At 71.0% G+C, this 23,230-nt stretch carries 26 protein-coding genes; 17 read left to right on the top strand and 9 right to left on the bottom strand.

All coding sequences use genetic code 11. The annotated features are described in order from the left end of the window. The first annotated feature begins 202 nt into the window (after positions 1-202). The 4 genes from ABD126_RS33035 to ABD126_RS33020 are packed head-to-tail and all read left to right on the top strand — an operon-like array spanning position 203 to position 2,809. The gene (locus ABD126_RS33035) at positions 203-649 is read left to right on the top strand and encodes a YbaB/EbfC family nucleoid-associated protein (protein ID WP_343938455.1); all 447 of its coding nucleotides are present in this window, start codon (positions 203-205) and stop codon (positions 647-649) included. After that, positions 646-954, top strand: a complete 309-nt coding sequence (locus ABD126_RS33030; protein ID WP_343938453.1) for a type VII secretion target — start codon at positions 646-648, stop codon at positions 952-954. The genes ABD126_RS33035 and ABD126_RS33030 overlap by 4 nt, the downstream gene beginning before the upstream one ends. Continuing rightward, a complete protein-coding gene (locus ABD126_RS33025) occupies positions 951-2,339 on the top strand; it encodes a hypothetical protein (RefSeq protein ID WP_343938451.1) in 1,389 nt (462 codons plus the stop codon). Before ABD126_RS33030 ends, ABD126_RS33025 begins: the two co-directional genes overlap by 4 nt. Further along, positions 2,336-2,809: a DUF6346 domain-containing protein gene (locus tag ABD126_RS33020; protein WP_343938449.1), complete on the top strand. Its 474-nt coding sequence runs from the start codon at positions 2,336-2,338 to the stop codon at positions 2,807-2,809. Before ABD126_RS33025 ends, ABD126_RS33020 begins: the two co-directional genes overlap by 4 nt. Positions 2,810-2,897: 88 nt before the next feature. Here ABD126_RS33020 and ABD126_RS33015 read toward each other — a convergent pair whose 3' ends face one another. Further along, positions 2,898-4,271 carry an MFS transporter gene (locus tag ABD126_RS33015; RefSeq protein WP_343938448.1) on the bottom strand — a complete coding sequence of 458 codons (1,374 nt, stop codon included), beginning with the start codon at positions 4,269-4,271 and terminating at the stop codon, positions 2,898-2,900. 58 nt (positions 4,272-4,329) lie between these two features. Between ABD126_RS33015 and ABD126_RS33010 the strand changes: the two genes are divergently transcribed. After that, positions 4,330-4,722 (top strand): MerR family transcriptional regulator, encoded by a 393-nt coding sequence (locus ABD126_RS33010; RefSeq protein ID WP_343938446.1) that lies wholly within the window; start codon positions 4,330-4,332, stop codon positions 4,720-4,722. A gap of 115 nt (positions 4,723-4,837) precedes the next feature. On the opposite strand, the gene ABD126_RS33005 is transcribed toward ABD126_RS33010, so the two are convergent. Both ABD126_RS33005 and ABD126_RS33000 read right to left on the bottom strand, forming a co-directional pair. After that, positions 4,838-5,473: a choice-of-anchor M domain-containing protein gene (locus ABD126_RS33005; protein ID WP_343938444.1), complete on the bottom strand. Its 636-nt coding sequence runs from the start codon at positions 5,471-5,473 to the stop codon at positions 4,838-4,840. Then, positions 5,470-6,117: a choice-of-anchor M domain-containing protein gene (locus ABD126_RS33000; protein WP_343938442.1), complete on the bottom strand. Its 648-nt coding sequence runs from the start codon at positions 6,115-6,117 to the stop codon at positions 5,470-5,472. Before ABD126_RS33000 ends, ABD126_RS33005 begins: the two co-directional genes overlap by 4 nt. A gap of 225 nt (positions 6,118-6,342) precedes the next feature. Between ABD126_RS33000 and ABD126_RS32995 the strand changes: the two genes are divergently transcribed. From ABD126_RS32995 to ABD126_RS32970, 6 genes are read left to right on the top strand one after another with little or no spacing between them, the layout of a single operon-like run. Beyond that, on the top strand, positions 6,343-7,809 hold the full coding sequence (locus tag ABD126_RS32995; RefSeq protein WP_343938440.1) for an anchored repeat ABC transporter, substrate-binding protein: 1,467 nt from the start codon (positions 6,343-6,345) through the stop codon (positions 7,807-7,809). Beyond that, on the top strand, positions 7,797-8,594 hold the full coding sequence (locus ABD126_RS32990) for a choice-of-anchor M domain-containing protein (RefSeq protein ID WP_343938438.1): 798 nt from the start codon (positions 7,797-7,799) through the stop codon (positions 8,592-8,594). Before ABD126_RS32995 ends, ABD126_RS32990 begins: the two co-directional genes overlap by 13 nt. After that, entirely contained in the window at positions 8,587-9,339 is a 753-nt protein-coding gene (locus ABD126_RS32985) for an anchored repeat-type ABC transporter ATP-binding subunit (RefSeq protein ID WP_343938436.1), read from the top strand. The genes ABD126_RS32990 and ABD126_RS32985 overlap by 8 nt, the downstream gene beginning before the upstream one ends. Beyond that, entirely contained in the window at positions 9,336-10,214 is an 879-nt protein-coding gene (locus ABD126_RS32980; protein ID WP_343938434.1) for an anchored repeat-type ABC transporter permease subunit, read from the top strand. The genes ABD126_RS32985 and ABD126_RS32980 overlap by 4 nt, the downstream gene beginning before the upstream one ends. Beyond that, positions 10,211-11,584 carry a choice-of-anchor M domain-containing protein gene (locus ABD126_RS32975; RefSeq protein WP_343938432.1) on the top strand — a complete coding sequence of 458 codons (1,374 nt, stop codon included), beginning with the start codon at positions 10,211-10,213 and terminating at the stop codon, positions 11,582-11,584. Before ABD126_RS32980 ends, ABD126_RS32975 begins: the two co-directional genes overlap by 4 nt. Further along, positions 11,581-13,197, top strand: a complete 1,617-nt coding sequence (locus ABD126_RS32970) for a choice-of-anchor M domain-containing protein (RefSeq protein ID WP_343938430.1) — start codon at positions 11,581-11,583, stop codon at positions 13,195-13,197. Before ABD126_RS32975 ends, ABD126_RS32970 begins: the two co-directional genes overlap by 4 nt. 63 nt (positions 13,198-13,260) lie before the next feature. On the opposite strand, the gene ABD126_RS32965 is transcribed toward ABD126_RS32970, so the two are convergent. Beyond that, positions 13,261-13,686 carry a Fur family transcriptional regulator gene (locus ABD126_RS32965; protein WP_343938428.1) on the bottom strand — a complete coding sequence of 142 codons (426 nt, stop codon included), beginning with the start codon at positions 13,684-13,686 and terminating at the stop codon, positions 13,261-13,263. 20 nt (positions 13,687-13,706) lie between these two features. After that, positions 13,707-14,327 carry a methyltransferase family protein gene (locus ABD126_RS32960; protein WP_343938426.1) on the bottom strand — a complete coding sequence of 207 codons (621 nt, stop codon included), beginning with the start codon at positions 14,325-14,327 and terminating at the stop codon, positions 13,707-13,709. A 300-nt stretch (positions 14,328-14,627) separates the two neighbouring features. Here ABD126_RS32960 and ABD126_RS32955 point away from each other — a divergent pair, with 300 nt between their 5' ends. From ABD126_RS32955 to ABD126_RS32935, 5 genes are all read left to right on the top strand, one after another. Continuing rightward, a complete protein-coding gene (locus tag ABD126_RS32955) occupies positions 14,628-15,650 on the top strand; it encodes a hypothetical protein (RefSeq protein WP_343938424.1) in 1,023 nt (340 codons plus the stop codon). 156 nt (positions 15,651-15,806) lie between these two features. Continuing rightward, entirely contained in the window at positions 15,807-15,953 is a 147-nt protein-coding gene (locus ABD126_RS32950) for a hypothetical protein (RefSeq protein ID WP_343938422.1), read from the top strand. A 47-nt stretch (positions 15,954-16,000) separates the two neighbouring features. Continuing rightward, positions 16,001-16,501 (top strand): Imm26 family immunity protein, encoded by a 501-nt coding sequence (locus tag ABD126_RS32945; protein WP_343938420.1) that lies wholly within the window; start codon positions 16,001-16,003, stop codon positions 16,499-16,501. A gap of 242 nt (positions 16,502-16,743) precedes the next feature. Then, on the top strand, positions 16,744-17,178 hold the full coding sequence (locus ABD126_RS32940) for an SUKH-3 domain-containing protein (protein WP_343938418.1): 435 nt from the start codon (positions 16,744-16,746) through the stop codon (positions 17,176-17,178). A gap of 736 nt (positions 17,179-17,914) precedes the next feature. Continuing rightward, on the top strand, positions 17,915-18,931 hold the full coding sequence (locus tag ABD126_RS32935; RefSeq protein WP_343938416.1) for a hypothetical protein: 1,017 nt from the start codon (positions 17,915-17,917) through the stop codon (positions 18,929-18,931). A gap of 209 nt (positions 18,932-19,140) precedes the next feature. Here ABD126_RS32935 and ABD126_RS32930 read toward each other — a convergent pair whose 3' ends face one another. Continuing rightward, positions 19,141-19,308 carry a hypothetical protein gene (locus tag ABD126_RS32930; protein ID WP_343938414.1) on the bottom strand — a complete coding sequence of 56 codons (168 nt, stop codon included), beginning with the start codon at positions 19,306-19,308 and terminating at the stop codon, positions 19,141-19,143. On the opposite strand from ABD126_RS32930, the gene ABD126_RS32925 reads away from it, so the two are divergent. Next, entirely contained in the window at positions 19,288-20,073 is a 786-nt protein-coding gene (locus ABD126_RS32925) for a class I SAM-dependent methyltransferase (protein ID WP_343938412.1), read from the top strand. The two genes, ABD126_RS32930 and ABD126_RS32925, sit on opposite strands and share 21 nt — an antisense overlap. On the opposite strand, the gene ABD126_RS32920 is transcribed toward ABD126_RS32925, so the two are convergent. Genes ABD126_RS32920 through ABD126_RS32910 form a run of 3 tightly spaced genes read right to left on the bottom strand, consistent with a single transcriptional unit; the run spans position 20,057 to position 22,934 of the window. Continuing rightward, positions 20,057-21,334, bottom strand: a complete 1,278-nt coding sequence (locus ABD126_RS32920) for an MFS transporter (protein ID WP_343938410.1) — start codon at positions 21,332-21,334, stop codon at positions 20,057-20,059. The genes ABD126_RS32925 and ABD126_RS32920 overlap by 17 nt on opposite strands. 37 nt (positions 21,335-21,371) lie before the next feature. Next, positions 21,372-22,232 carry a M24 family metallopeptidase gene (locus tag ABD126_RS32915; RefSeq protein WP_343938408.1) on the bottom strand — a complete coding sequence of 287 codons (861 nt, stop codon included), beginning with the start codon at positions 22,230-22,232 and terminating at the stop codon, positions 21,372-21,374. Between the two features lie 42 nt (positions 22,233-22,274). Beyond that, entirely contained in the window at positions 22,275-22,934 is a 660-nt protein-coding gene (locus ABD126_RS32910) for an HAD family hydrolase (protein WP_343938406.1), read from the bottom strand. Positions 22,935-23,230 lie beyond the last annotated feature (296 nt).

Genomic DNA, 23,230 nt, shown 5'->3' with positions numbered 1-23,230 from the left:
TTCGAGGTACCGCTGGGCGGCCTCCGTCGCCGTCGCCGAGCAGGCGCGCTGCGTCAGTCGGTGATCGGCGGCCGTGTCGCCTGGGTCGTCACCGGCCGCCTCTGCTTCGCTCTGGTGGATGCATATCGTCCCGTTTCGGCCTTCTGCTCCTGGCGACCGTGCCACTATCCCAGCAGAGAACCGCCACCACGAGGACTTCGACGTGACCGACCCACATCAGTACCTGGCCGACTTCGAGCAGCAACTGCAGCGCGCGCAGCAGCAGGTGGACGCCATCCAGACCGCGTTCCGCGACGCCCGCACCACGGTGACCAGTCCCGACGGCGCGGTGACCGTGACGGTCGCCAGCGGCGGGCGCATCGAGTCGCTCCAGCTCTCTCCCAAGGCCGACAGCCTGGGCCACACGGCGCTGGGCGCGGCGATCATGACCACGATCCGCAAGGCCCAGGTGGACGCGGCGCGGATGATCGAGGAGACCGTCCGGCCGGTGCTCGGCGACGGCGAGGGCATGAGCTTCCTGCGCGAGCAGGTCGAGCAGGGCATTGCCGCGATCGACCCGACCGGGGTCGTCACGCCGCCCGCCGAGCGCGAGCGGCGTGAGCCGCCCAAGGACGACGACGACTACTACGGCGGGCCGGTGCTGCGATGAGCGGGTTCAAGGCGACCAAGGCAGACCTCGACGACCACGCCAAGCTGCTCGACGGCACGCTGTCCTCCGAGGTGCAGGAGGCCGTGGACGCCGCCGGGCAGGTGAAGCTCGGGGCCGAGACGATGGGCGTGATCTGCCAGGTCTACTCGTTCATCTTCAACGACGAGCTGGACACCGCCCGCGACCTGCTGTCCAAGCTGCCCGAGGCGCTGGACGCCACCGGCGCGGAGCTGCGGGCGTCCGCGAACCTCTACGACACCACCGACCAGGGTGAGCGCAAGACCTTCGACGGGATGAACGGATGACGAACGAACTGGTCCAGAAACCCCAGGACGACGGCAAGATCTTCACCGGCGCGGGTGTGCTGGACACCGGCGAGGACCTCTTCCGCAACTTCTCGGGCAAGAGCCAGGCCAAAGACGGCAACGACAACGTCAAGGACAAGGAACTCGACGAGGTCGCGCTGGCCATCGACGGCATCGCGATGGGCCTGGGGCTGGTGGGCTTGGCCGTGGACCCGTTGGGCACGCTCGCCGCCAGCGTCGTGGGCTGGATCATCGAGAACGTCAGCTTCGTCCGCAAGCCGTTCGACGACCTGGCCGGCGACCCGCCCGCGATCGAGGCCGTCGCCAACACGTGGACGAAGATCGCAGAGCGGCTGAACGAGGTCGCCGGCACGTACCAGACGGGTCGCGGCAAGATCGCCGACTGGGAGGGTGGCGGGGCCGACGCCTACGGCAAGCGCGCCGACGCCCTGGTCGCCCACCTGAAGAAGGCGGCGACGTCCGCCGAGGAGGCCGCGACGGCCATCAAGCTCGCCGGCGCGGCGGTCGCCGCCACCCGCGCGCTGATCCGCGACGTGCTCGCCGAACTGGCCGCCACCCTGATCACCTGGGGCATCCCGGCCGCCGCCGCGGCGGTGCCCACGGCCGGCGCGTCCATCGCCGCGTTCATCACCCGCGCGGTGACCAAGGCGATCCAGATCGGCGGCAAGATCGCCCAGTTCCTCAAGAAGCTGTTCACCATCATGGACAAGCTGTCCGCGGTGGCCAAGCGGATGGGCAGCAGCATGCGCGGCCGGGCGGACGAACTCGCCGACATGGCCCGCATGTCGCCCAACACCCCGGCGGGCAACCAGCGGGCGGGCGAGCTGCTGCACACGTCGTCGGTGCGCAACGCCCGCGCCGACCGGCTCGACAACCTCGGCGACAACCTGGCCGGCGGCGCCAACCGCGGCCGGGACTCGATGGACAACATCACCAACCGCGCCAACGACATCGCCCAGAACTGGAACCGGCGCGTCGGCGACTGGGCGGACCGCGTCAAGCAGAACGGCCCGAACCGCAAGCAGCGCGTGCAGGACCTGTTCAACCGGATCGGCAGCCCGCCGCCCGGTACCCGCAGCGCCGACATGCCCGACCCGACCCACGTGCCGCGGCCGTTGTCCCGGTTCGACAACATCGTGGGCAACGGCATCATCGACGGCCAGAACTGGGCGCGCGCCGCCCGCACGTTCGACATCGGCCACCTGATGCCCGCCCCCGGCGACCTGATCTCCCCGACCCGCGAAGGGCTCAAGGAGATCAACAAGGGTTTCTGGGCCGATGACGTGGAGAAGTCCGAGGAGAAGGACCGCAACCAGGGCGACCAGGTGTTCTTGCCGTACCGGAACCGAGAAGAAAAGAAATGACCCCCCGACCGTGGCACCGCAAGCGCCGAGTGCTCGGCCTGCTCATCCTGCTGTGCGTCTACGTGATGCTCTTCCTGTACGACGGAGTCCGCTGGGGTGACAAGCCGGAGAACACCGCCGACGCCGTCGGCAGGAACGTGAGGTGCGAGGCCAGCGGCTTCCACCTGGGCCTGGTCCACGACTGCTCGGTGACCTTCGAGTGGGAGGGCAAGACCTACACCTCGTCGTTCCGGCACGAGATCACCCCGGCGGACATCGGCCGCGAGGTCCCCATCAAAATGACCAGCAAAGCCCCTCGGACGGGGTATCCGAGGTTCATCGTCGCCCGCGCCTACGACGGCCCACCGGAGTTGTTGCTGCCAATTTCGTGGTTCCTCCTCTTCGTCACCGCTATCGTCCTCATGTTCCGCATCTTCGCGGTAACCAATTCTTTGAACCGCGAGAGGCAACAAGGACAGACGGCGCCATAGACTCTGCGCCCGCGGCGCCGGTGCTCGGCGGGCGCATCGTCCGCTCCGTTCATGCTGCTGTCTCCGGCGTCCGTTCCGGCTCGCCTGGTCAGGCTGTTGAGCGTCGGCCGGCGAGTGCCGCGAGGCCGAGGAGCACAGCCACCCCGATCGCCGCCACCACGACGAGTCCGGGTGTGAAGCCGTGTCCGCGCTGGACGTAGGTGCCGATGCTGCCGAGCACCGCCACCCCGAGGGCCAGGCCGAACTCCACGCTGGTCTCCGACAACGCCGACGCCGCACCGGCCCGACCTGGAGGTGCCGCGCTGACCACGGTGTCGGTGCTCAGCGCCATCACCGGTCCCAGGCCGAGGTAGATCAGCACGAGTCCGGTGACCAGTGGCGCGACCCCCTGTTCGGCGGGGGTCCAGGCCAGGACGAAGAAGCCGGTGGCCGACACGACCAGTGACCATGCGAGCAGTCGGTGGACGGGGATGCGGCGGGCCAGTGCCGGCGCCGCGACCGAGGTCAGGACCATCGCCACCGCGGAGGGCACCAGCCACGACCCGGCTCGGATGGGGGACAGCCCGGCCTGTTGCTGGAGGTAGAGCGCGGCGAACAGGTAGACCCCGGCGACGCAGGCGAGCGCGCCGAGCAGAACCAGCAGCGCGTTGCGGAACGGCCGTTCGGCGAACAGCCGCAGGTCGATCAGCGGCACGCTCAGCCGCCGTTGCCGTCGCAGGAACACGACTCCGGTGCTCGCGCCGAGCAGCAGCGCGGTCGCACCCGGGAGCAGCGATCCGCCTTCGGCGAGGTGCTTGATGCCGTAGACGATCGGCAGCACGGTCGCCAGGGACAACGCCACGCTCGCCGGGTCCAGCTTTCCGTCTTCGGTGTCGCGGTGTTCGGGCAGCAGGATCGGTCCGGTGATCAGCAGCAGGGTCATCACCGGGACGGCGAGCAGGAACACCGAGCCCCACCAGAACCATTCGAGCAGCAGCCCGCCGGCCACCGGGCCCAGCGCCACCCCGCCGGACAGGCCCGCGGACCAGAGACCGATCGCGGCGCCGCGTTGGCGCGGATCGCGGAACATGCCGCCGATCAGCGCGAGTGTGGAGGGCATGAGCGTGGCGCCGGCGATGCCGAGCAGCGCTCGGGCCACGATGAGCAGTTCGGCCGATGGCGCGTAGGCCGCCAGCCCCGACGTGACCAGGAAGGCCGCGGCCCCGATCAGCAGCAGGCGGCGCCTGCCGATGCGGTCGCCCAGCGTGCCCATGGTGACGAGGAAACCGGCGACCAGGAAGCCGTAGGCGTCGGAGATCCACAACAACTGGCTCGGGCTCGGGTCCAGTTCGGCGGCGAGGCTGGGCAGCGCCAGGTAGAGGACCGTGGCGTCCATGGACAGCAGCGCGGTCGGCAGCACGAGGACGGCGAGGCCGAGCCATTCGCGTGGTCCCGCGGAGACGTGGAGGTGTCGATCGGACATGCCGCGACGCTAAAGTCTCACACAGGTGTGAGAGTCAAGCGCGGAGTTCGGAGGCGGGATGCGCATCGGCGAACTGGAACGCAGGACCGGGGTCAGCCAGCGCCTGCTGCGCTACTACGAGGAACAGGGCCTGCTGCGGCCACAGCGCCTGCCCAGCGGCTACCGCGTGTACTCCGACGCCGACGTGACCACCGTCGGACACATCCGCAACCTGCTCGCCGCGGGCCTGTCCACCGCCACGATCGCCGATCTGCTGCCCTGCATGGGCTCCGCGGGCGGACAACTCGTCGCCGACTGCCCCGAACTGCTGCTGGACCTGCACCGGGAACGCGCCCGGATCAGTGCCGCGATCGCCGAGCTGACCACCGCCCGCAACACCCTGGACCAGGTGATCGCCACCGCACCACCCTCGGTCGAGCACGCAGCCGCCCAACTGCGCGACGTCGGCTGACGAAGAGACCCGGCACGGCCAGGTCCATGGCGAGCGCGACGACGAGCACTGGCGCACGGGAGGTCCGCGGCGCCGGTGGGCACCGCGGACCTCGATCCGGAAGCTCCGACGGCGATCAGGGCTGCACGGTGAAGGTGTAGCTCTTCTGGCCGGTGCTGACCGCGGTGCCGCCCGAGGTGGTCGCGGTGACCTCGAAGACGGCGGTGTAGGTGCCCGCCGCCTCGAACGCCCAGTTGGCGTGGGCGTGGGTGTTGACCGCCAGGGCGCGGGTGTCCGGCAGGCCGTTGCCGCTGTCGAACCACACCGTCGGCGTGCCGAACGCGTTGGTGGTGTAGACGCTGAAGTCGTCGGGGCCGGTGACCGAGACGAGCTTCACGGTGAGCGAGTTGTTCAGCAGCACGCCCGTGGGGACGCCCGCGGTGTTCAAGCCCGGCCACAGGATTCCGCCGACCTGGCTCTGCGGCAGGACCCAGACCGTCGACCCCGGCGTGCCGAGGAACGCGTAGGCGCTGCTGGAGGGGACGGTGGTCTTGCTCGCCGGGACGGCGACCAGGGTCACGGTGGACGGGTCGCGGTCCACGGCGGGCGACAGGGTGCCGTCGTGCACGTCGAGGGTGAGCGCGCTGCCGGTCCAGTCGACGTCGACGGCGTCCACGTGGCCGGAGGAGAGGGTGACGCTCGCGTGGGCGGTCCCCGTGGTGAGCAGGGCGAGCCCGGCGGCGAACGCGGCGGCGGCGAGGCGGGCGATCATGAGTTCACCTTGAAGTGGTAGGTGGCGGGGGCGGAGACTACGCGCTCGCCCGTCGCGGCCAGCGTGCCGACGGCGCGGACGGTGACGCTGTAGCAGCCGGCCGCCTCGAACGCCCAGTTGGCGTGCAGGTGGCTGGCGGGGGTCAGGCCGATGCTGTCGGGCAGGCCGTTGCCGCTGTCGACCAGGACGGTCGGCGCGCCGACCGCGTCGGTGGTGAAGATGCTGAAGTCGTCCGGGCCGTACACGCGGGTGACCCGCAGGCGCAGCGAGCCGTCGACGAAGACGCCGGGCTCGACCTCCTCCGTGGCGATGCCCGGCCACAGCAGGGTGGTGTCCTCCACCTGCGGCAGCACCCACACCGGGGCGCCGGGGCTGCCGAGGAAGGAGTAGGCGGGATCGTCGGGCACGGTCGTGCGCGCTTCGGGCTTGGCGACCAGCAGCACCTCGGAGGGCGCGTACTCGGTGTCGGTGGTCTCGTCGTGGACGTGCAGGTCGAACTCGCCGTCCTCGAAGGCGACGCCGAAGACGTCGACGTGCCCGGTGTCGAGCGTGGCGAGCGGGGCGGCCGTCGCCGGTGCGGTGACGAGGCCGGACAGGCCGGTCACCGCCGTCAGCAGCAGGGCGATGCGTGCGGTTCTGCGCAAGGTCGGTGCACTCCAATCGTGCGGACATGGCGGTCCGGTGGGACCGTGCCCGGAGCGTTGCACACGACAATCGTTGTCGATAGGACCGTATGGCCTATTGAAAACGGTTGTCATTGAGATTAGGTTCGCGGTGCCCCGCTGGCCGGGCGACGGGTGTCTGGAGGTTCGAGAACAGTGCGTGCGCCTTTACAGGCCACAGCGTCCTTGTGCGCGGTCCTGCTCGCCGTGACCGCGTGCACGTCGACAAAGGACCAGGCCGACGACGGCCTGTCCGTGGTCGCCACCACGGAGATCCTCGCCGACCTGGTGCGCAACGTCGGAGGCGAGCGCGTCCGGGTGGACTCGCTGGTGCCGCCCGGCGGTGACCCGCACTCCTACGAACCCACGCCCGCCGACGCGAAGAAGGTCGCCAAGGCGGACGTGACGTTCACCAACCACCTGCTGCTGGAGGAACAGCGGCTGATCAAGGCCATCGACGCGAACGCGCGCGAGGGGACGCCGAACGTCTCGCTGGCCGAGGCGTCGGAAACCTATGGCGCGCACGTGATCCCGCTGGTGGAGAACGTCGGGCTGGACGTGCTGTGGTTCGGGTTGCGGGTGCGCGGCGACGGCGAGCAGCGCGGCGCCACCCGGTCCTCGGAGGTGCGGTTGACCGCGACCGCCGTGGAGGGTCCCGGGAAGCTGGTGGCCTACCTGACCGAGTCGCTGGGCAAGCCGGTGGTGTACTTCGACTCCGGCGACGGTCTGTCCGATGTGGACTCCACCACGTTGCCGCCCGCCGCGCACACCCACCTCAACTGGGCGTTCACCGCGCCGGGCACCTACCGGCTGACCCTGCGCGCGGCGCTGGTCAACGGCGGAGCGGAGGTCGAGCTGGGGGAGGGCACGTTCACCTTCGCGGTGGGCGTCGACCCGACCGGCATCGCCCCGACGGTGCTGGGCGAGGGGCACACCGACGTGACCGTGGACCTGGACACCGGCGAGCTCTACACGTTCAACGACCGCGCCGGCGGCACCACCCAGCAGGTCGTGCCCGCCGCGCAGGCCGTGATCGAGGTGCCGAACAAGGCGATCACCACGGTGCCCGACGACCCGCGGTTCGCGTTCCTGGGTGCTGCCGGCGCGTCGGTGCACCAGTTGCCGCAGGCGGTGCTGGGCAAGCACGTGCACGGCGAGATCGACCCGCACCTGTGGCAGGACGTGCGCAACGGCCGCGCCTACGCCGAGCTGATCCGCGACACGCTGCGCACCGCCGACCCCGACGGCGCGGCGGACTACGACCGCAACGCCCGCGACTACCTCGCCCGGCTCGACGAAGTGGACGCGCGGGTCCGCGAGACCGTGGCCAAGGTGCCCCGCAACCGCCGTCACCTGGTCACCACGCACGACGGGTTCGGCTACTTCGCCAGCGCCTACGACATGACCGTGGCCGGGTTCGTGGTGCCCAACCCTGCGCAGGAACCCAGCGTCGAGGACGTGCGCAAGCTGACCGAGACCATCCGCAACCTGAAAGTGCCCGCCGTGTTCATGGAAGCCAACCTCGCCCAACGCGGCTCGGTGCTCACCCAGGTCGCGCGCGACCAAGGCGTCCAAGTGTGCCTGCTGTACGGGGACTCCTTCGACGAACGCACCCGCAGCTACGCGGACATGATGCGCCACAACGCGGAGGAGATCGCCCGGTGCCTCGCCTGATCCAGGCCCTGCTCGCGACCGTCGCCGCGTTGCTGTTGCTCCCGCCGGCCGCGCACGCCCAGGCCCCGGTCGTCATCGCCGACGGCCACGTCGACCTCGGCCCGCGCCTGGTCGAGGGCCGCTGGACGCTCCAGCTCCGCGACGACACGGGCGACGGCCCGGTGTGGCGAGAGCCCGGCGACGTGGTGCTCCAGGTCGGCGACGCGGCGAAGACCACCGTGCCGAACGACCCCGCCTACGCGTTCCTGGGCACGCCGGGCAGCGAGGTGTGGGTGCTGCCGCAGGTGCAGGACCAGCGGCTGGTGTGGCCCGGCTGGAACACCCAGGACCCCAGCATCGCCGAAGTCGTCGGCCGCGAGGTGGACTGGCGGCTGCACGGCGTCGCGGGACCCGGCCGCTTCGAGCTGTTCCTCACCGGCGACTTCGGCGCGCCGCGGACGATCTTCGGCAGCGGACGGCCCTACCCGCAGGAGACCGGGGTCGAGGCGGGCACCCACGTGCACGGCAACTGGGTGTTCACCGCGCCCGGCGCGTACTCGCTGGACGTGGAGATGGCCACCGCCGACGGCCGCTCCGACCGGGCCACGTTGAAGGTCCACGTCGGACCCGGCGACCCGGCCACGGCGTTCCCCGCGACCGAACCGAGCGCCCCGCCCCCCGACACCCATGCGCAACCCGCTGACGAGCAAGGCGTCCCGTGGGGCTGGATCGCGGCCGGGGGAGTGCTCGTGGCGGTCGTGGCGCTGGTCCTGTGGTCACGGCGTGCGAGGAGGACCGATGGCTGATCCGGTGCTGGACATCACCGGCGCGACCGTGCACCTGGGCGGCCGGGAAGTTCTGTCCGATGTGGACTTCCGGTTGTCCTCGGGTGAGCTGGTCGGCCTGATCGGCCCGAACGGCGCGGGCAAGACGACGTTGCTGCGCACCGCGCTCGGCCTGGTCCCGGTCCACCGGGGCACGGTCGCGGTCGCCGGCCGCTCGCCGCGCCGGGCGCAGGGCTCGGTGGGGTACGTGCCGCAGCGCCACGAGTTCGCCTGGGACTTCCCGATCACCGTCGAGGGCGCGGTCGCCACCGGCCGCACCCACCTGACCGGGCCGCTGCGCCGCCGCACGGCCCGCGACCGCGAGGCCGTGGCCCACGCCCTGGACCGCGTCGGCATGGCGCACCTGAGGACGAGGCCGGTCGGCGAGTTGTCGGGCGGCCAGCGGCAACGGGTCCTGGTCGCCCGCGCGTTGGCGCTGCGCCCCCGGGTGCTGCTGCTGGACGAGCCGTTCACCGGCATCGACGCACCCACCCAGGAGTTGCTGGGCACGCTGCTGTCCGGCTTGCGCGACGAGGGGGTGGCGGTGTTGACGACCACCCACGACCTCGCCGCCGCGACCGCGCTGTGCGACCGGCTGTGCCTGCTCAACCGCACGGTCGTCGCCGACGGCCCGCCAGCGGAGTTGGCGGACACCGACATCTGGCTGCGCACCTTCGGCCTGGACCGCGCGGAGCAGTTGCTCAAGACCCTGGGGGTGACCGGGTGACCGCGTTCCTGGAGGCGCTGGCCGCGCCGTGGGAGTACGACTTCTGGCGCCGCGCGCTGCTGGTGGCGTTGATGTCGGGCGTGGTGTGCGGGGTGATCGGCAGCCACGTCGTGCTGCGCGGCATGGCGTTCATCGGCGACGCCGTCGCGCACGCGGTGTTCCCCGGCATCGCCGTCGCCTTCGTGCTCGGCACGAACCTGGTGCTCGGCGGCGCGGTCGCGGGCGTGGTCACCGCGCTGCTGATCGCGGTGTTCACGCAGAACCGGCGACTCAAGGAGGACTCGGTCATCGGGATCTTCTTCGCCGCGTCCTTCGGCCTGGGCATCGTCATCCTGAGCACCGCGCCGGGCTACGGCGGGTCGCTGGAGTCGTTCCTGTTCGGCTCGATCCTGGGCATCGGCGACTCCGACGTGGTCTCGGTCGCGGTGATCGGCGCGCTGGTGCTGCTGTGCACGGCGGTGTTCAACAGCCGCTTCGTGGCCGCGACGCTGGACCGCGAGCAGGCCCGCGCGATGGGGCTGCCGGTGTTCGGGCTGGACGTGCTGCTGCACGTCATGGTGACCCTGGCCATCGTCATCTCGCTGCAGGCCGTGGGCAACATCCTGGTGCTCGCCCTGCTGGTGACCCCGGCCGCCGCGGCACGCCTGCTCACCGACCGCCTCGGCACGATGATGCTGCTGGCCCCGCTGATCGGCGCGGGCGGCAGCGTGCTGGGCCTCTACCTGTCCTACGCGCTCGACCTGGCGGCCGGCGGTCTGATCGTGCTGACCCTGACCGGTGTGTTCCTGCTGTGCTGGTTCTTCGCGCCACGCCACGGCCTGCTCACCCGACCCCGCCGAGCCGCCACCGCCGCCCTCGCCGAGGAGAAGTCGTGACACCCGCCCGAACCGGCGCCCTGCTCGGTGTGGCCGCAGCGCTGCTGATGACCGCCCCCACCGCGACCGCCGAACCCACGCGGCCCGACGCGGTGGACGTGGTGCTGGACGTCGAGAAGGGCGCGCCGGCACTGGACGCGGTGCTCGACGTCGAGAACGGCGCGCTGGCACTGGACGCGGAACCCGAGCTGCCCGCGCCGGACCCGTCGCTCGCCCCGCCCGACCGGCCGGCGTCGTCCGACCGGCTCGCGGTGCCCGCCGGCGCGGAACGGGTGCGGCTGCGCTGGGACACCACCGGCATCGAGCCCGGCACCGTGTTCGGCGACGCCGTGCGGCTGCGCGCCTGGCTGCTCGACTCCCCGGCGGACGAACCGACCGCGGTCCCCGTCGCCTCCACCGGCACCGTCGAACTCGACGCGCCGCCGTCCGGTGAACACCTCCTGCGCGTCGAGGCCGCGGCGCACACGCTCGACGGCACACCGTTGACCGCCACGCGGGACTACGTGGTGTCGGTCGCCGCGCAACCCGCGACCGCCCACGTCCCGGAGGTGCTCGCGCAGGCCCCGGCCGGCGCCGCGCCGCCGCCCCGCGTGCAGGCCGCCGCGCAGCAGCCGCCCACCGCCACCGGCCGCGTCACCCTCGACCAGGGCCACGTCGACGCCGTCGCGCCCCGCCTGCTGCCCGAGGGTCTGCACGTCCAGGTCAAGGACGGCACCGTCACCGGTGTGACCACCTGGCGCGAACCCGCCGACGTCGAGTTCCGCGTCCCGGACGCCGCACGTGCCGAATTGCCCGCGCAACCGGCGCTGTCCTTCCTCGGCACCGCGGGCGAGCAGGTGCACCTGCTGCCGCAGACCCAGCGCACGGACCTGCTGTGGACGGGTTGGAACACCGAGGAGTTGCGCCCGGCCGAGGTGTCCGGCGCGGTGACGTGGACGCTGACCGCCGTCGAAGGGCCGGGCGCGTTCGGCTTGTTCACCACCGGCTCGTTCGGCGCGCCGGAGGTCATCTTCAACAGCACCGACGGCCTGCCGGACACCCGGTCGGTCCCGCTGGGCACCCACGCGCACGCCAACTGGGCGTTCGCCGAGCCCGGCCGGTACCGGCTGACCTTCGCCGTCTCCGCGCGGGCCGCCGACGGCCGCCCGCTGACCGACACGGAGACCTTCACCTTCGTCGTCGGTGACGGCGCCGGCGGCCAGACCCAGCAGCCGGCCGGCGCCGACCGGCAGACCGGCACGCCGAGCCGCCTGGCCTCCACCGGCCCCGCCGCCCTGCCCGCCACCGCCGGCCTGGCGCTCGCCCTGGTCGCCACGGGCGCGGCCCTCCTCGTGCTCACCCGCCGTCGCCCCGCCAAGGAGAACCCGTGACAACCCCGGCCCGCGCGCGGGCGGTGGTCGCCGCTGCCGCGGTCGCCGCCCTCGTCGCCCTGTCCCTGACCGCCCTGTCCCCGACCGCGCTGTCGCTCACCCCGTCCGCCGCCGAGCAGGCCACGACCGTCGTGGACGCGGGTCACGTGGACCTGCTCGCACCGGACGTCGGCGGGGACGGCGCCCTCGACATCCGCTACACCTGGCAGGGAACCGACCTCGATCCCGAACAGGTCGTCACGCACGTCAAGCCCGGCGCGTACCTGCCCGTGCCCGACATCCCCGGGTACGAGTTCCTCGGACCGGTCGGCAGCGACCTGTGGATCATCCCCGAGATCCAGGACGACAACCTGGTCTGGGCGGGCTGGAACACCGAGGACTTGACCCCGGCCGACGCCGACCCGGCCTCCGTGCGCTGGCGCCTGGACGCGGTCGGCGGCGACGAACCCGGCAGCCCCGCGCCCGGCAAGATGACCGTGTTCGCGACGAGCCCGGTCGGCGAGCCGCTGCCGCGCGTGTTCGACACGTCCCAGCCGCTGCCGCAGGAAAACCCGCTGGCGCTGGGCACCCACGCCCACGCCAACTGGACGTTCTCCGCCGAGGGCGTCTACCGGCTGACCTTCACCGTCGAGGCCACCACCCCGGACGGGAAGCCGCTGCGCGACACCGCCACCTACGCCATCGCCGTGGGCGAGATCGACCCCAAGGCGGTCAAACCGGGTACCGGCGAGGAACCCACCACGACGACCACCACAACGACGACGACCACCACCACGACCGCGGGGACGACGACCACGACCGTCCCGCCCAAGTCGTGCGTGGTGCTCAACGACGGCCACGTGGACCTCATCGCCCCACGCTTGCACGACGGCGCATTGCGCACAGAGGTCAAGGACGGCACGGCCGGTCCGGACAAGGCCGTGTGGCGCGACCCGGCGGACGTGGTGCTGCACCTGGTCCCGGCGGCCCGCAACACCGTGCCCGCCGACCCCGCCTACTCGTTCCTCGGCGCGCCGGGCTCGCCGGTGTGGCTCATCCCGCAGACCCAGATCCCCGGCATCGTCTGGGCGGGGTGGAACACCGAGTCGCTCAGCCCGCGGGACGTCCCCGGTGACGTGAAGATCCGCGTCACGGCGGTGGAGGGCCCCGGCCGCGTCGGCGTCTTCCTCTCCGGCATGGCCCCGACCGTGCTGGTCGACTCCGGTGACGGGCTGCCCGACACGATCTCCGTGGTCCTGGGCACCCACGCGCACGCCAACTGGGCGTTCGGCGCGGAGGGGACCTACCGGCTCACCGTCGAGGTCGCCGCGACCCTCGCCGACGGCCGCACCACCACCGACACCGACGTGTTCACCGTCGCGGTCGGCGACGTCGACCCGACCGCCGGCGGGAACTGCACGCCCCCGCCCTCGCCCATCCCGGCCTCCACCGGCACGACCTCGCCCGGCCCGGTCCCGACCACGCCGCCCGCGGGGTCCTCGCCCAAGGCGAAGGGCCTGGCGGCCACCGGCGTCGGCGGCGTGGGCACGGCCGTGCTGCTCGCCGTCCTGCTGACCGCCGCCGGCGGCGCGGCACTGCTGTTCACCCGGCGCAAGCGCACCGGGCGCGGCTGACCCACGAGGTGGTGCGGGGCCCGGACGGACTCGTCCGGCCCGCACCGCGTTCAGCGCCCCGGCTCAGCGTCCTTCGGTGCTCCGACACCGCGAGCAGACGCCCGTCAACGCGATGGACAGGCTCAGGTCCGAGAAACCGTGGTCCACAGCGGTTCTCATCGCCCAGTGCGTCACAACCGCGGCGTTGACGGGGACACCGCAGCCGCACTCGGTGCACATGAGGGTGTTGCTGTGCTCATCGCCGGATCGCAGGTAGTACAGGTGCAGGCCCGCGTGGTCGACCATCGCGGCGACGGTGCCGGCCCGGACCAGGGAGGCGAGGTGGCGGTAGATCGTCGTCAGGCCGATCCGCACGCCCGTGTCCAGCGCATGGTGGTGGATCGCGTGCGCGGTCGAAGGGCCGGGCAGGTCGGCGAGCACGCGCAGGACCACGTCGCGCTGCGCCCTCGACCGCGGTCCGTTGACGCCGCCAAAGGTGTGCTGGAGCACCGTCCACTCCTCGTCCGGGCTCAGACCGCAGCGGCTTCGACGAGGCAGAACCCCGACGGAGGCAGCGGCACGACCTCCACGACGGCGAACCCGCCGCCGCGCAGCAGCACCTCGACCTCCGCGCGGGTCCGTTCCCGGCCGCCGAGGTTGACCAGCATGTTCAGGTCGCTGAGGTAGACCACGGGCGCGGCGGCGTCCGCCACCGCGTCCGGCAGGACCGGTTCGACCACGAGCAGCGTGCCGTCACCGCCGCCGACGTCCGCGACCGCCGCGAACCGGCCGAAGTCGTAGGCGCCCGGCAGCACCGCGGCGGCCATGTGGGTGCCCTGGCTCATCGCGGTGTTGAACGACCCCGCGCCCGTCGACCGCAGCAGCCTCCCGGCCGCTGACAGCGCGAACCGCCCAGGTCCGGGCTCGACCACCAGCTCCAGCGCCGTAGCCGCACGCAGCAGCCGGTGCATGGTGCCCGTGAGGGTCCCGCACGCGGCGGCCACCTCCTCCACCGAGCGCTCGTCGTCGTCCAGGGCATCGGCGACGCCGAGCTTGACGCAGGCCCCGACGACCTGCGCCGACATCGACCCGAAGACGAGGTTCACCACGGCCCCGCGTGCGGCGGTGGCCGTGTCCTGTGACGCGGACATGATTCCCCCCCAGAAGCACCTGAGCGACAATGATTATCAAAACCAACCATAGCGCGCCCCCGCCCCCGCGCACACCGCTTCCGGCACACCCTTGATCGACGCAGCGGGCGAGCACCGACGCGCGTGGCGAGGGCTGCGACCAACCCGGCCCGCCGCCGATCATGGGCAACATGCCCGAAGCGCACCCGCCCGCTACCTCGTCGAGCGGGCGTCTTCGTTGTGCGCGCCTCGGTCTCGCCGCACGCTGCACGGATATCCTGGCGGCGGATGCGACGGGTGCTCGCCGGGCTTGGGGGGAACATGACGGAGCCGCAGCCGCCGCGGTGGGTGGTGTGGGTCGCTCGGGTTGTGGCCGTGGTGGTCGTGGTGCCGGTGACCTTTGTCTGGGCATGGGTGAAGACCCTCGTGCTGCGGCCGGTGGCTGCTGCCCTGCGGTGGGTGTGGAGGTCCGGCGCCGTAGTGGCGCGCTTCCTGTGGCGGTCGGTGCTCGTGCCCTTGGGGCGGGGTGTCGAGTGGGTGGCGCGACTGGTCCACCGGCGTGTGCTGCGGCCTGTGGGGTGGGTGCTGTTCCAGGTCTGCCGGGTGGTCGGGATCGGCCTGTGGTGGGTGGCGAGGCAGGTCGGGCGGTTCCTCATGTGGATCGACGCGCCCCTCACGGCCGGGGTGCGGTGGTTGTTCCGGTGGATCGGGAAGATCATCACGTTCGTCGCGCGAGGGTTGTGGGACGCCGTCGTGTGGGTCGTGGTGCCGTTGTGGCGGTGGCTGGTGGTCGTGCCGGTGCGGTTCGTCTACCGCTGGCTCCTCACGCCGATCGGGCATGCGTTGCAGTGGGTGTTCGTGTGGGCCGTGAAGATCATCGAGGTTGCCGCGCGGGTGTTGCGGGATGCCGTTGTGTGGGCGGTCGTCCGGGTGGCGTTGCCGTTGTGGCGACTGCTGGTCGTCCTGCCGCTGCGGCTTGTCTACCGCTGGCTCCTCACACCGATCGGACATGCGCTGCGGTGGGTGTTCCGATGGACCCGGAAGATCATCGCGGGTGGCGTGCGGGCATTGCGGGTCGCCGTTGTGTGGGCGGTGACGCGGGTGGCGTCGCCGTTGTGGCGGTGGCTGGTCGTCCTGCCGGCACGGTTCGTCTACCGCGAGGTGCTCACGCCGGTCGGCAACGCCGTGCGGGCGGGTGTGCGGTGGGTGCGGCGGACGTTGGTCGAGCCGGTGCGGCAGACCGTGTCGACGATGACGTCCTGGCTACGGCGCCAACCCGCCGTCGAACCCTCTCGCGACGGGCAGGGGAGCGGGACTCCGGCGGGCCAACGCGTTGATGGTTGAGGAGAACCGGGGAACTAGCGCCTGGGAGTGGGAAGCTCCGCAATCGCCTCACAGCGGCGGTGGTCAGTTCGGCACGAGGTTGCGCAAGGCGGACCGTGTGGAGACCGCAGACCCAAACCGGCCTCAGTGCCCTACCTCCTTCTGAAGGTGGCGGCAATGAACCGGGTGGTGTTCGACGAGTTGCTCAAAGCCATGGATGCCGCGAAGAACGGCTACGTCGATGGGATCGCCGAGCGGATCAACAGGGCACTGGCTGTGCCATGCCCTGCCGGAGGTTGCCCGCGCTGTGAAGTAAAATTGTAGTCGTTGATTTCGTCCTGATAACAACCCGGTGCGCAGGTGGAGGGGGCGTGGAACTAGTGGGCGAGCCCAATCTGCGGGTGCTTCAGAAGAGTCGACGCCGGCCTGAGGTGGGCGACCTCTTTGTTCTGTCTCCTCGCGATGACCTCTATGTGTTCGGTCGCGTCATCTCTGATCAGGCGAGGTGGGCGCAAGTTGATCCGCAGATTCCTCCCGTGAACCTCATCTATGTTCACAGATACACCTCGCCTGTCGTGGAGGTGCCTCCGGATGCGGAACTGCAGGCAGGCACGTTGCTCATTTCCCCGACCATGGTCAACAACCTGCCCTGGAGCAGGGGATATTTCCAGACCATCGCCAACATTCCGTTGCGTCCAGGGGAAAGGCTGGCGGTTCACTGCTTCCGCGATGCACGCGGCAGGTTCGTGAACGAGTTCAACGAGCCGCTTCCGGCAAGGACCGAGCCGTGGAGCGTCCTGGGGCTCGGTAGTTACCGCACCGTAGACGACGAGGTCTGCGAGGCTTTGGGTATCGCGCTCGCGACTGACTGAACACACCCCCAGTGATGCGGAGCGGGGATCCAACTAGAGTTCAAGCGCTATGTGAGGCCCAAAATGCTGGACAGGGTTGATCCGAGGGTGAGGGACTGGGGCGCGGTAGTTAAGGTCCCGTCGCTGGACGGAAAGCACGGGATCTCGTGGTTGCCGTGCGACAACCGTCTGCCACTGGTCAGATTACTTCCGTCTCGACTTCCTGACTCGGAGGTGAGCGGTGAGAGCATCCGGAGGTCGTGATGCACGAGTGGTCCGTTGAGGTCTACGAGGCGCTGCATGACGCCGGTTGGCGGCCTGGTCGGCGAGTGGAGACCGCGCGGTGGCGGGAGAGGTTCGCGGCGGCCGGGGTCGAGATGCACGACGTGGCGGAGAGGTTCCTGGCCGAGTTCGGTGGCCTGGTGTTCGACATCGGTGGTCCGGGAGTGACCTCGGCGAAGGAGCCGTTCGAGTTGGACCCGGACTTGTGCGAAGGGGAGGAGGGTCGCTTCCTCGGCTGGGGCGCCAGGCTCGGGAAGTCGCTGTTCCCCATCGGGGAACTGGACGGAACCTTCTTCCTCGGCATTGATCAGGACGGGGCGATCTACCTCGTGGTCGACCGGGTCGCGCGCTTCGGTGTGCTGGAGGAAGGAATGGAGGCGCTGGTTCGAGGAGACCTGCCGGAAGAGCTGGCGTGAGCGAGACGTCCGCTCGCGCAGGTGGATCATCGGAGTGATCGCTTCGAGTCGACTCAGGCGACCAGGGCGGTTGCGGTGGCGCAAGAGCGAGAGTGGCGCCGCGGCCACGACGGTCACGGGTTCTGGCGAGGACATCGCTTCGATCTGCTCCACCAAGCGGAACGGAGCAGGTCAGTGGCAACCCCATCTGGGTGCTGGTCATCGACCGTGCCCAGGACCTCGGGACCGGGTGGATCAACGCTGCCGACATCTCGCTCACCGGGCCCGTCCCGTCGTGCGGTAGCCCGACCGACTGACCGGGTCGCCGAGCTTTCCCGTTCGTTCTGCCTGACCGGTTTTTCCGGGTGCGGCTGTCGCTCGAACCTCGGACGAGACCGGGCAGCCGCACCCGTGGACGTGCCGGATGTACGAGTAGGGCTCCTTGATCGCGTTCGCGCTGGTCAAGGGCCCTTCGTATGGGTGGGTGCGAACCTCCGGCGGCGACGAGATCCACCGGACCGGTGGTACGCCGACAGTTCGGCGTGCCACCGGCGACAGTGACGTCAGCTCTCCTGCTGCCGGCGCTCTTCCCAGCGGGCAGCCATCCCAGCCAACTCGTCGAACATCTCGTGCAGCTCCTCCGACTTGTGCGCGGCAGCCGTAAGCGCACGTCGGCCGCCGGCTTCAGTCAGACGGGGAGTGGTTGGCGGGTGCACCGAGTGCTGCGGGGGTTCGGGAGTTCTGGCACGGTTGGTTGGTGAGCAAAGTGATCGCCGGGGTTGGGGTGGTCCTCGCGCTCGTCGTCGCTGTGGTCTTCTTGCGCGATCCGCCTGCTCCTCCCACCAGCACCCCTGAGCCGCCGCGGGAGGTTGCCCGGGTGGTGGTTGCGGATGTGCCTTGGCGGTCTGTTGCGGTTCCGGGGGATGTTGAGCAGGTGCGTTATGCCGTCGCCGATGGTGAGCGGGCGGTGTTTCCGGTGCGTGGGGTGGATGGGGTGCGGCGGCTGGTTGTTGGTGGGGGTGGGGGGACGGAGGTCGTCGGCGGGGGTGGCGGCGTGTTGCGGGGGGTCCTCGCCGGATCGACGTTGGTGGTTCAGGATCAGGACGTCGCCGGGGTGGCTCGGGTGTCCACTGTGGACCTGAAGACCGGCGTGAAGCGTGTGCTGGTCGAGAAGGTGCGCCTGGGGGCGTTGGTTGCCGTTGACGGGCTTGTTGTCCTGCAGGAGGGGCAGGAGTGTTTGCGGGTGTTCGCCGGTGCCGGCGAAGGGGTTGCGCACTGTCCGCCTGAGGGTTCGACGATCTCGTTGTTGACCGCTGGGCCGCGCGATGTCCGGTGGCGCGAGACGGCTCCGGCTGAGGCGTGTGCCAACTGGTTCAGGCTCGAACCGGGCGGGCGGCCCCAGCGGGTCGAGGCGGGGGAGGGGGCTTGCCGCGCCGTCGGGGCGACCTGGTTGGACGGGTGGGAGATCACCACCGGGGTCACGCCCTACGAGGCCGGGGCCGCCTACCCGGGGCCGCTGGTCGCCCGGCGCGACGGACGGGAGTTCGCGTTGGACACCACCGTGCTCGACGCGGAGGTCTGCGGCCGGCACCTGTACTGGCTCAGCCGGCCTCGCTACCCCGACCAGCTCGGCGAGGTCGTGCGGTGGCGGCCGGGGGCGGACCGGGTCGAGGTGTTGGACACCGGCGGACCCGCCTGGCCGCCCCGGTGTGTGAACGGGACCCTGGCCGTCTCGACTGCCGGTCCTCGCCTGCTCGTTCTCGCCGAACCCTGATTCCGGCGTCATCGGGAAATATTCCCGACAAGCGTGTTTCACCCGTCTGTCGTAATTCTCGACTAATCGCGCGTGCTAACCTGTTGGCGTTTGCTGGGGAGCGCGTGAGTGACTAATCGACGGCAGTGTCGGCTGCTGCGCGCTGAAAGGTGTTTCCGCAGATCACAGGGGGAACTGTGGCATTGCAGGAATTGTGGGAGAACTATCGGTCAGGGGTTGGACATGCCCGCCTCGGTGGGCTTGTCGATGGGGCCGAGGAGGAGTTTTACGTCGGGCTTGTCGCGCTGGCCGAAGGTGACCATCCGGCCGGACTCGCGCACGTGGCCCGGGCGCGGGACTTGGCGCCGGATCGGCTCGTGTTCGCCGAGTGCGCGCATTACCTGGAGCACCCGCCGAGCAGCGTGCGCGCCGGCACGGCGGAGATCTACCTCGACCCCGAGGCGTTCTCGGCGTTCGGGCGCGGCGGGGGCAACGTCGCCCTCTACGAGCGCACCCACGCGGCGCTGCGCGAGCGGTACGAGGCGTTGCAGCCCGAGGCGCTGCTCGACATCGGCACCGGCGAGGGCCTGGGGTTGCTGCCGGCGCTGACGCCCGCCGTGGGTCGCGTCGACGTGGTCGAGCCGTCCACCACGCGCATCGACGTGGTGCGGGCGGGGCTGGTCGAACGCCGGATCCCGCACCGCGCGTTCGCCACCACGATGTCCGACTTCATGGCTCGGACCGAGGGGACCGAGGACCGCTGGGAACTGGTCCAGGAGACCTTCGCCATGCTGTCGCTGCCCGCCCACGAGCGCGCCGACACGTTGCGGTGGCTGCGGGAGCGGACGTCACGGCTGATCCTGGTCGAGTTCGACGTGCCGCGGGCCGAACACCCGCTGCACCCCGACTGGTTCCGGTACGTCGTGACCCGCTACGAAACCGGCATGGCCGAGTACCCGGGCGCGCACAACCTGGTGCGCCAGGGTTTCCTCGCCCCCGTGCTGCTGGGCACGCTGCGGCCCGCCGAGGACAAGGTCCACTTCGAGCAGACCATCGACGACTGGTGCGACGACCTCGCCGCGGCCGGGTTCGCGCTCGACGGCGAACCCCGCCGCGTCTCCGACTTCTGGTGGGGCGCGGCGTACCTCATCGAGGCGAAGTAGCCGACCCGGCGGCCGACCGGCGGCGCGCCGAGGCCGCCGCGAGCACGGTGCACGCGATCCCCGCCGCGCACGTCACGACGGTGGGGATCGCGCCCAGCCGCCACCCGCCCGCCACGGCCGCCGCCGCGAACACCGGCGGGCCGAGGAAGCTGCCGATGTTGCCGGTCTGGGCGAACGCGCCGTGCGCCAGCGCCGCCATCCGGTCCCCGGCCACCAGCGGGATGGTCGCGAACGTCGCGCCCTGCACGCAGCCGTCGAACAGGAACAGCGCGATGCTGGCCGCGGGCAGGCTGCCGGTGCCCAGCACCGCCGTGAACAGCAGCACCCCGCACACCGCCTCGCCGGCGAAGCACACCACGAGCGTCCGGAACGGCGAAACTCCCAAGCGCAGCAACACCCCGCCGATGACGATGGTGCTGCCGATCGACAACAGCGCCAACATCGACATCCACGGCCCGATGCGACCCTCCGGCATCGCGCCCGCGTCCAGCAGCACCTGGCGCACGTAGGTCAGGTAAGCGTTGAACAGCAGGCAGTGCAGGCCGAACCCGACCGCCGCCAGCACGATCGGCGCGTGGCGGTACAACACACCGTGGTCGTGCAGGAGGCTGCGCATGAGCCGTCCGGGTGACACGCCGGTGGGCGGTGGCTCCAGGGTCTGCCGCCGTGCCAACCGGTTCAGCCGCGGCACCACCAGCACCGCGATGGCCAGCAACAGCGCCGCGTGACCCCAGAACAGCGACGGCCAGTCCCACGCCCGCAGCAGCGCGGGCGCGACCGCGTCGGTGATGGCGAACCCGACCGCGAAGAAGCTGCCCCACAGCGTCATCACGGCCGTGCGGTCCGACGGTTTGGCCAGCACGCCCATCAGGCTCGGCGCGGCCACCACGATGACCAGGTGCGAGACGCCCTCGACGAAGCGCAGGCCGAGGAAGACGGCGGTGCCCGGGAGCAGCGGGATCAGCGCGGAGGTCACCGCGCCGACCACCAGGGCGAAGATCAGCAGCCGCCGCCTGCCCCAGTTGTCCACCAGCGTCCCGGACGCGACGCCCAGGACGGTGCCGACGACCGCGACCAGCGACACCGCCAGCCCGCCGACCACCGGCGACAGCCCGAACCGCGCGGAGATCTCCGGCAGCGCGGGCGGGATCTTGGCGAAGTGCATCGCCGCCGCGACCCCCGCCACGAACAACGCCAGCACGGTCACCCAGTCGGTGCTCGTGCGCTGCTCCCCGTAGACGTCGTCCACCGTGTTGCTCACACCGTCCCCCTCGGCCGCACTCGTGCGGGTTCCACGATCAGACGATCGCCAGGTCCCGCAAGGAGTCCTCACAAGCGTCGCACACCGCGACCCCGTCCTTGGCGGTGACGACGTAGTGCAGCATCACCTTCGGCAGCGTCGGGTCGTCCGGCGCCACGACCTGCGGCTCCACGGTGAACTGGTCCACCGAGTCCAGCCGCCAGTCACCGCCGCGCCGCACGAACAGCCGGTCGCCGCGCAACGCCGCGATCTGATCGGGCCGCAGCACCCCCGCCAGCGGGCCGATCGACAGGCGCGGCAACGAGTGGCCCACGTTGTCGCCGTCCGGGTCGGTGTCGCTGTGCGTGGTGCCGCGCAGGCCGTACCGGTCCAGGACGGCGAGCGCCTCGGCGTGCAACCGGCCCGCGGTCATGTCGGGCGTGATCGACGCCAGGATCTCCCGCGACGCCTCGGCGGCGCGCCGGAAGTGGTCGCGCACGCGCTCGTCGCGGCCCAGGTAGACGGTGGTGGCGAAGTCGCCGGGCAGCCCGGTGCGGCGGTGGACGTTCGAGGCGTAGCCGAGCACGATGCCGTCCTCGGGGTCGAGCACCCGGTCGGACACGAAGCTCTCGCGGTCCCGGAAGGTCCGGAAGTGCACCCGCGATGGGTCGGCGGCCGTCGCGAACAGCACCGCCATGCCCATCAGCGGCGGGCTGTACCAGCCGTCCCAGGTCATCTCCCCGGACTCGGCGACCAGGCGGTGCCAGTGGTCGCGGAACGCGATCTCGGTGACGTCGTCGCGGTCCCGCAGTTCGTGCAGGGTGCGCCGGAAGGCGTCGGCGACGATGGCCCGGCCGCGGTTGAGGACGTCACCGTCGAGCGGGCGCGCTAAACCGACGCCGCCATTGATGGCTGACACGAATTCCCCCATGTATTCGTTTGTGTGGATTGTTGTCGGGCGTTATTGGGCGCCGATGAGGTCCAGTGCGATCCGATACGCGTCCAACAGCGAACCGCCGCGGTACTCGGCGGCGCTCACGTCGGCGATGGACGGGGTGCCGTTGACCGACACCGTGTACTTGAGCGAGCGGAACAGCGGCAGGTCGCTGCCGGAGTCGCCGAACGCGACGGTGTCGCCGTAGTCCAGGCCGTGGCGTTCGCACAGCTCGCGCACGATCACCGGCTTGGACTCCGGCGTCAGCACGTCCTCGGCCCGCACCACCGCGCCGGCCTCGGCGGGGTAGGCGCTGGCGTGGACGTGGTCGAACCCGAAGTCGAGGAAGTGGTCGGCGAAGACGTTCTGCGACATGGTGATCAGGCACGACACGTCGCCGTTGCGGGCGATGTCGGCGGTCACCCGGTGGATGTCGGCGAGCTTGGCGCACCCGTCGAACGCCGCCCGCGCAACCTCCGGCGCGATCACGCCCCACAGGCGGTGGATCTCGGTGGTGAAGCCGACGGTGTCGAGCGTGCCGTCGGCGAACCGGCGCTCCAGCTCGTCGACGGCGTCGGCGGTGCCCAAGGCCGTGGCCAGCGCCACCATCCCGGTCGCGTCGGGCAGCAACGTGCCGTCCATGTCGAAGACGAACAACCGCCGCCGACCCGACCGTGGTTCACCCACGTCGTAGCTCAAAACATCCCCCAAGAAAACACATCCCCCACGCCGGCGCGTTTCCTCCCAGGCGCCCGACGCCTACCGGCCGACCATAGCAACTTCTGCGGAGCCGTTGTCAACGGTCCGTTCGTATTGCTCGTCAGCAGCCCGACCGGCGTATTGTTCCCCGCGATGTGGAATAGGTGATCGTTGCTCGGGTAATGGCAAGAGTGCTGCGGGCGTCGTCACCGCCGCGGGACCGGAAGTGGTGGAGCGCGACCCGGCCCGGGTTCGGGAGTCCGTCGTGCGGCTGGCTGTTCGGG

Origin of the sequence: Saccharothrix mutabilis subsp. mutabilis, from assembly GCF_039521145.1 — a bacterium.
Classification (GTDB): domain Bacteria; phylum Actinomycetota; class Actinomycetes; order Mycobacteriales; family Pseudonocardiaceae; genus Actinosynnema; species Actinosynnema mutabilis.
The sequence above is the reverse complement of the archived record's forward strand: the minus strand, read 5'-3'. Positions and strand labels throughout refer to the sequence as shown.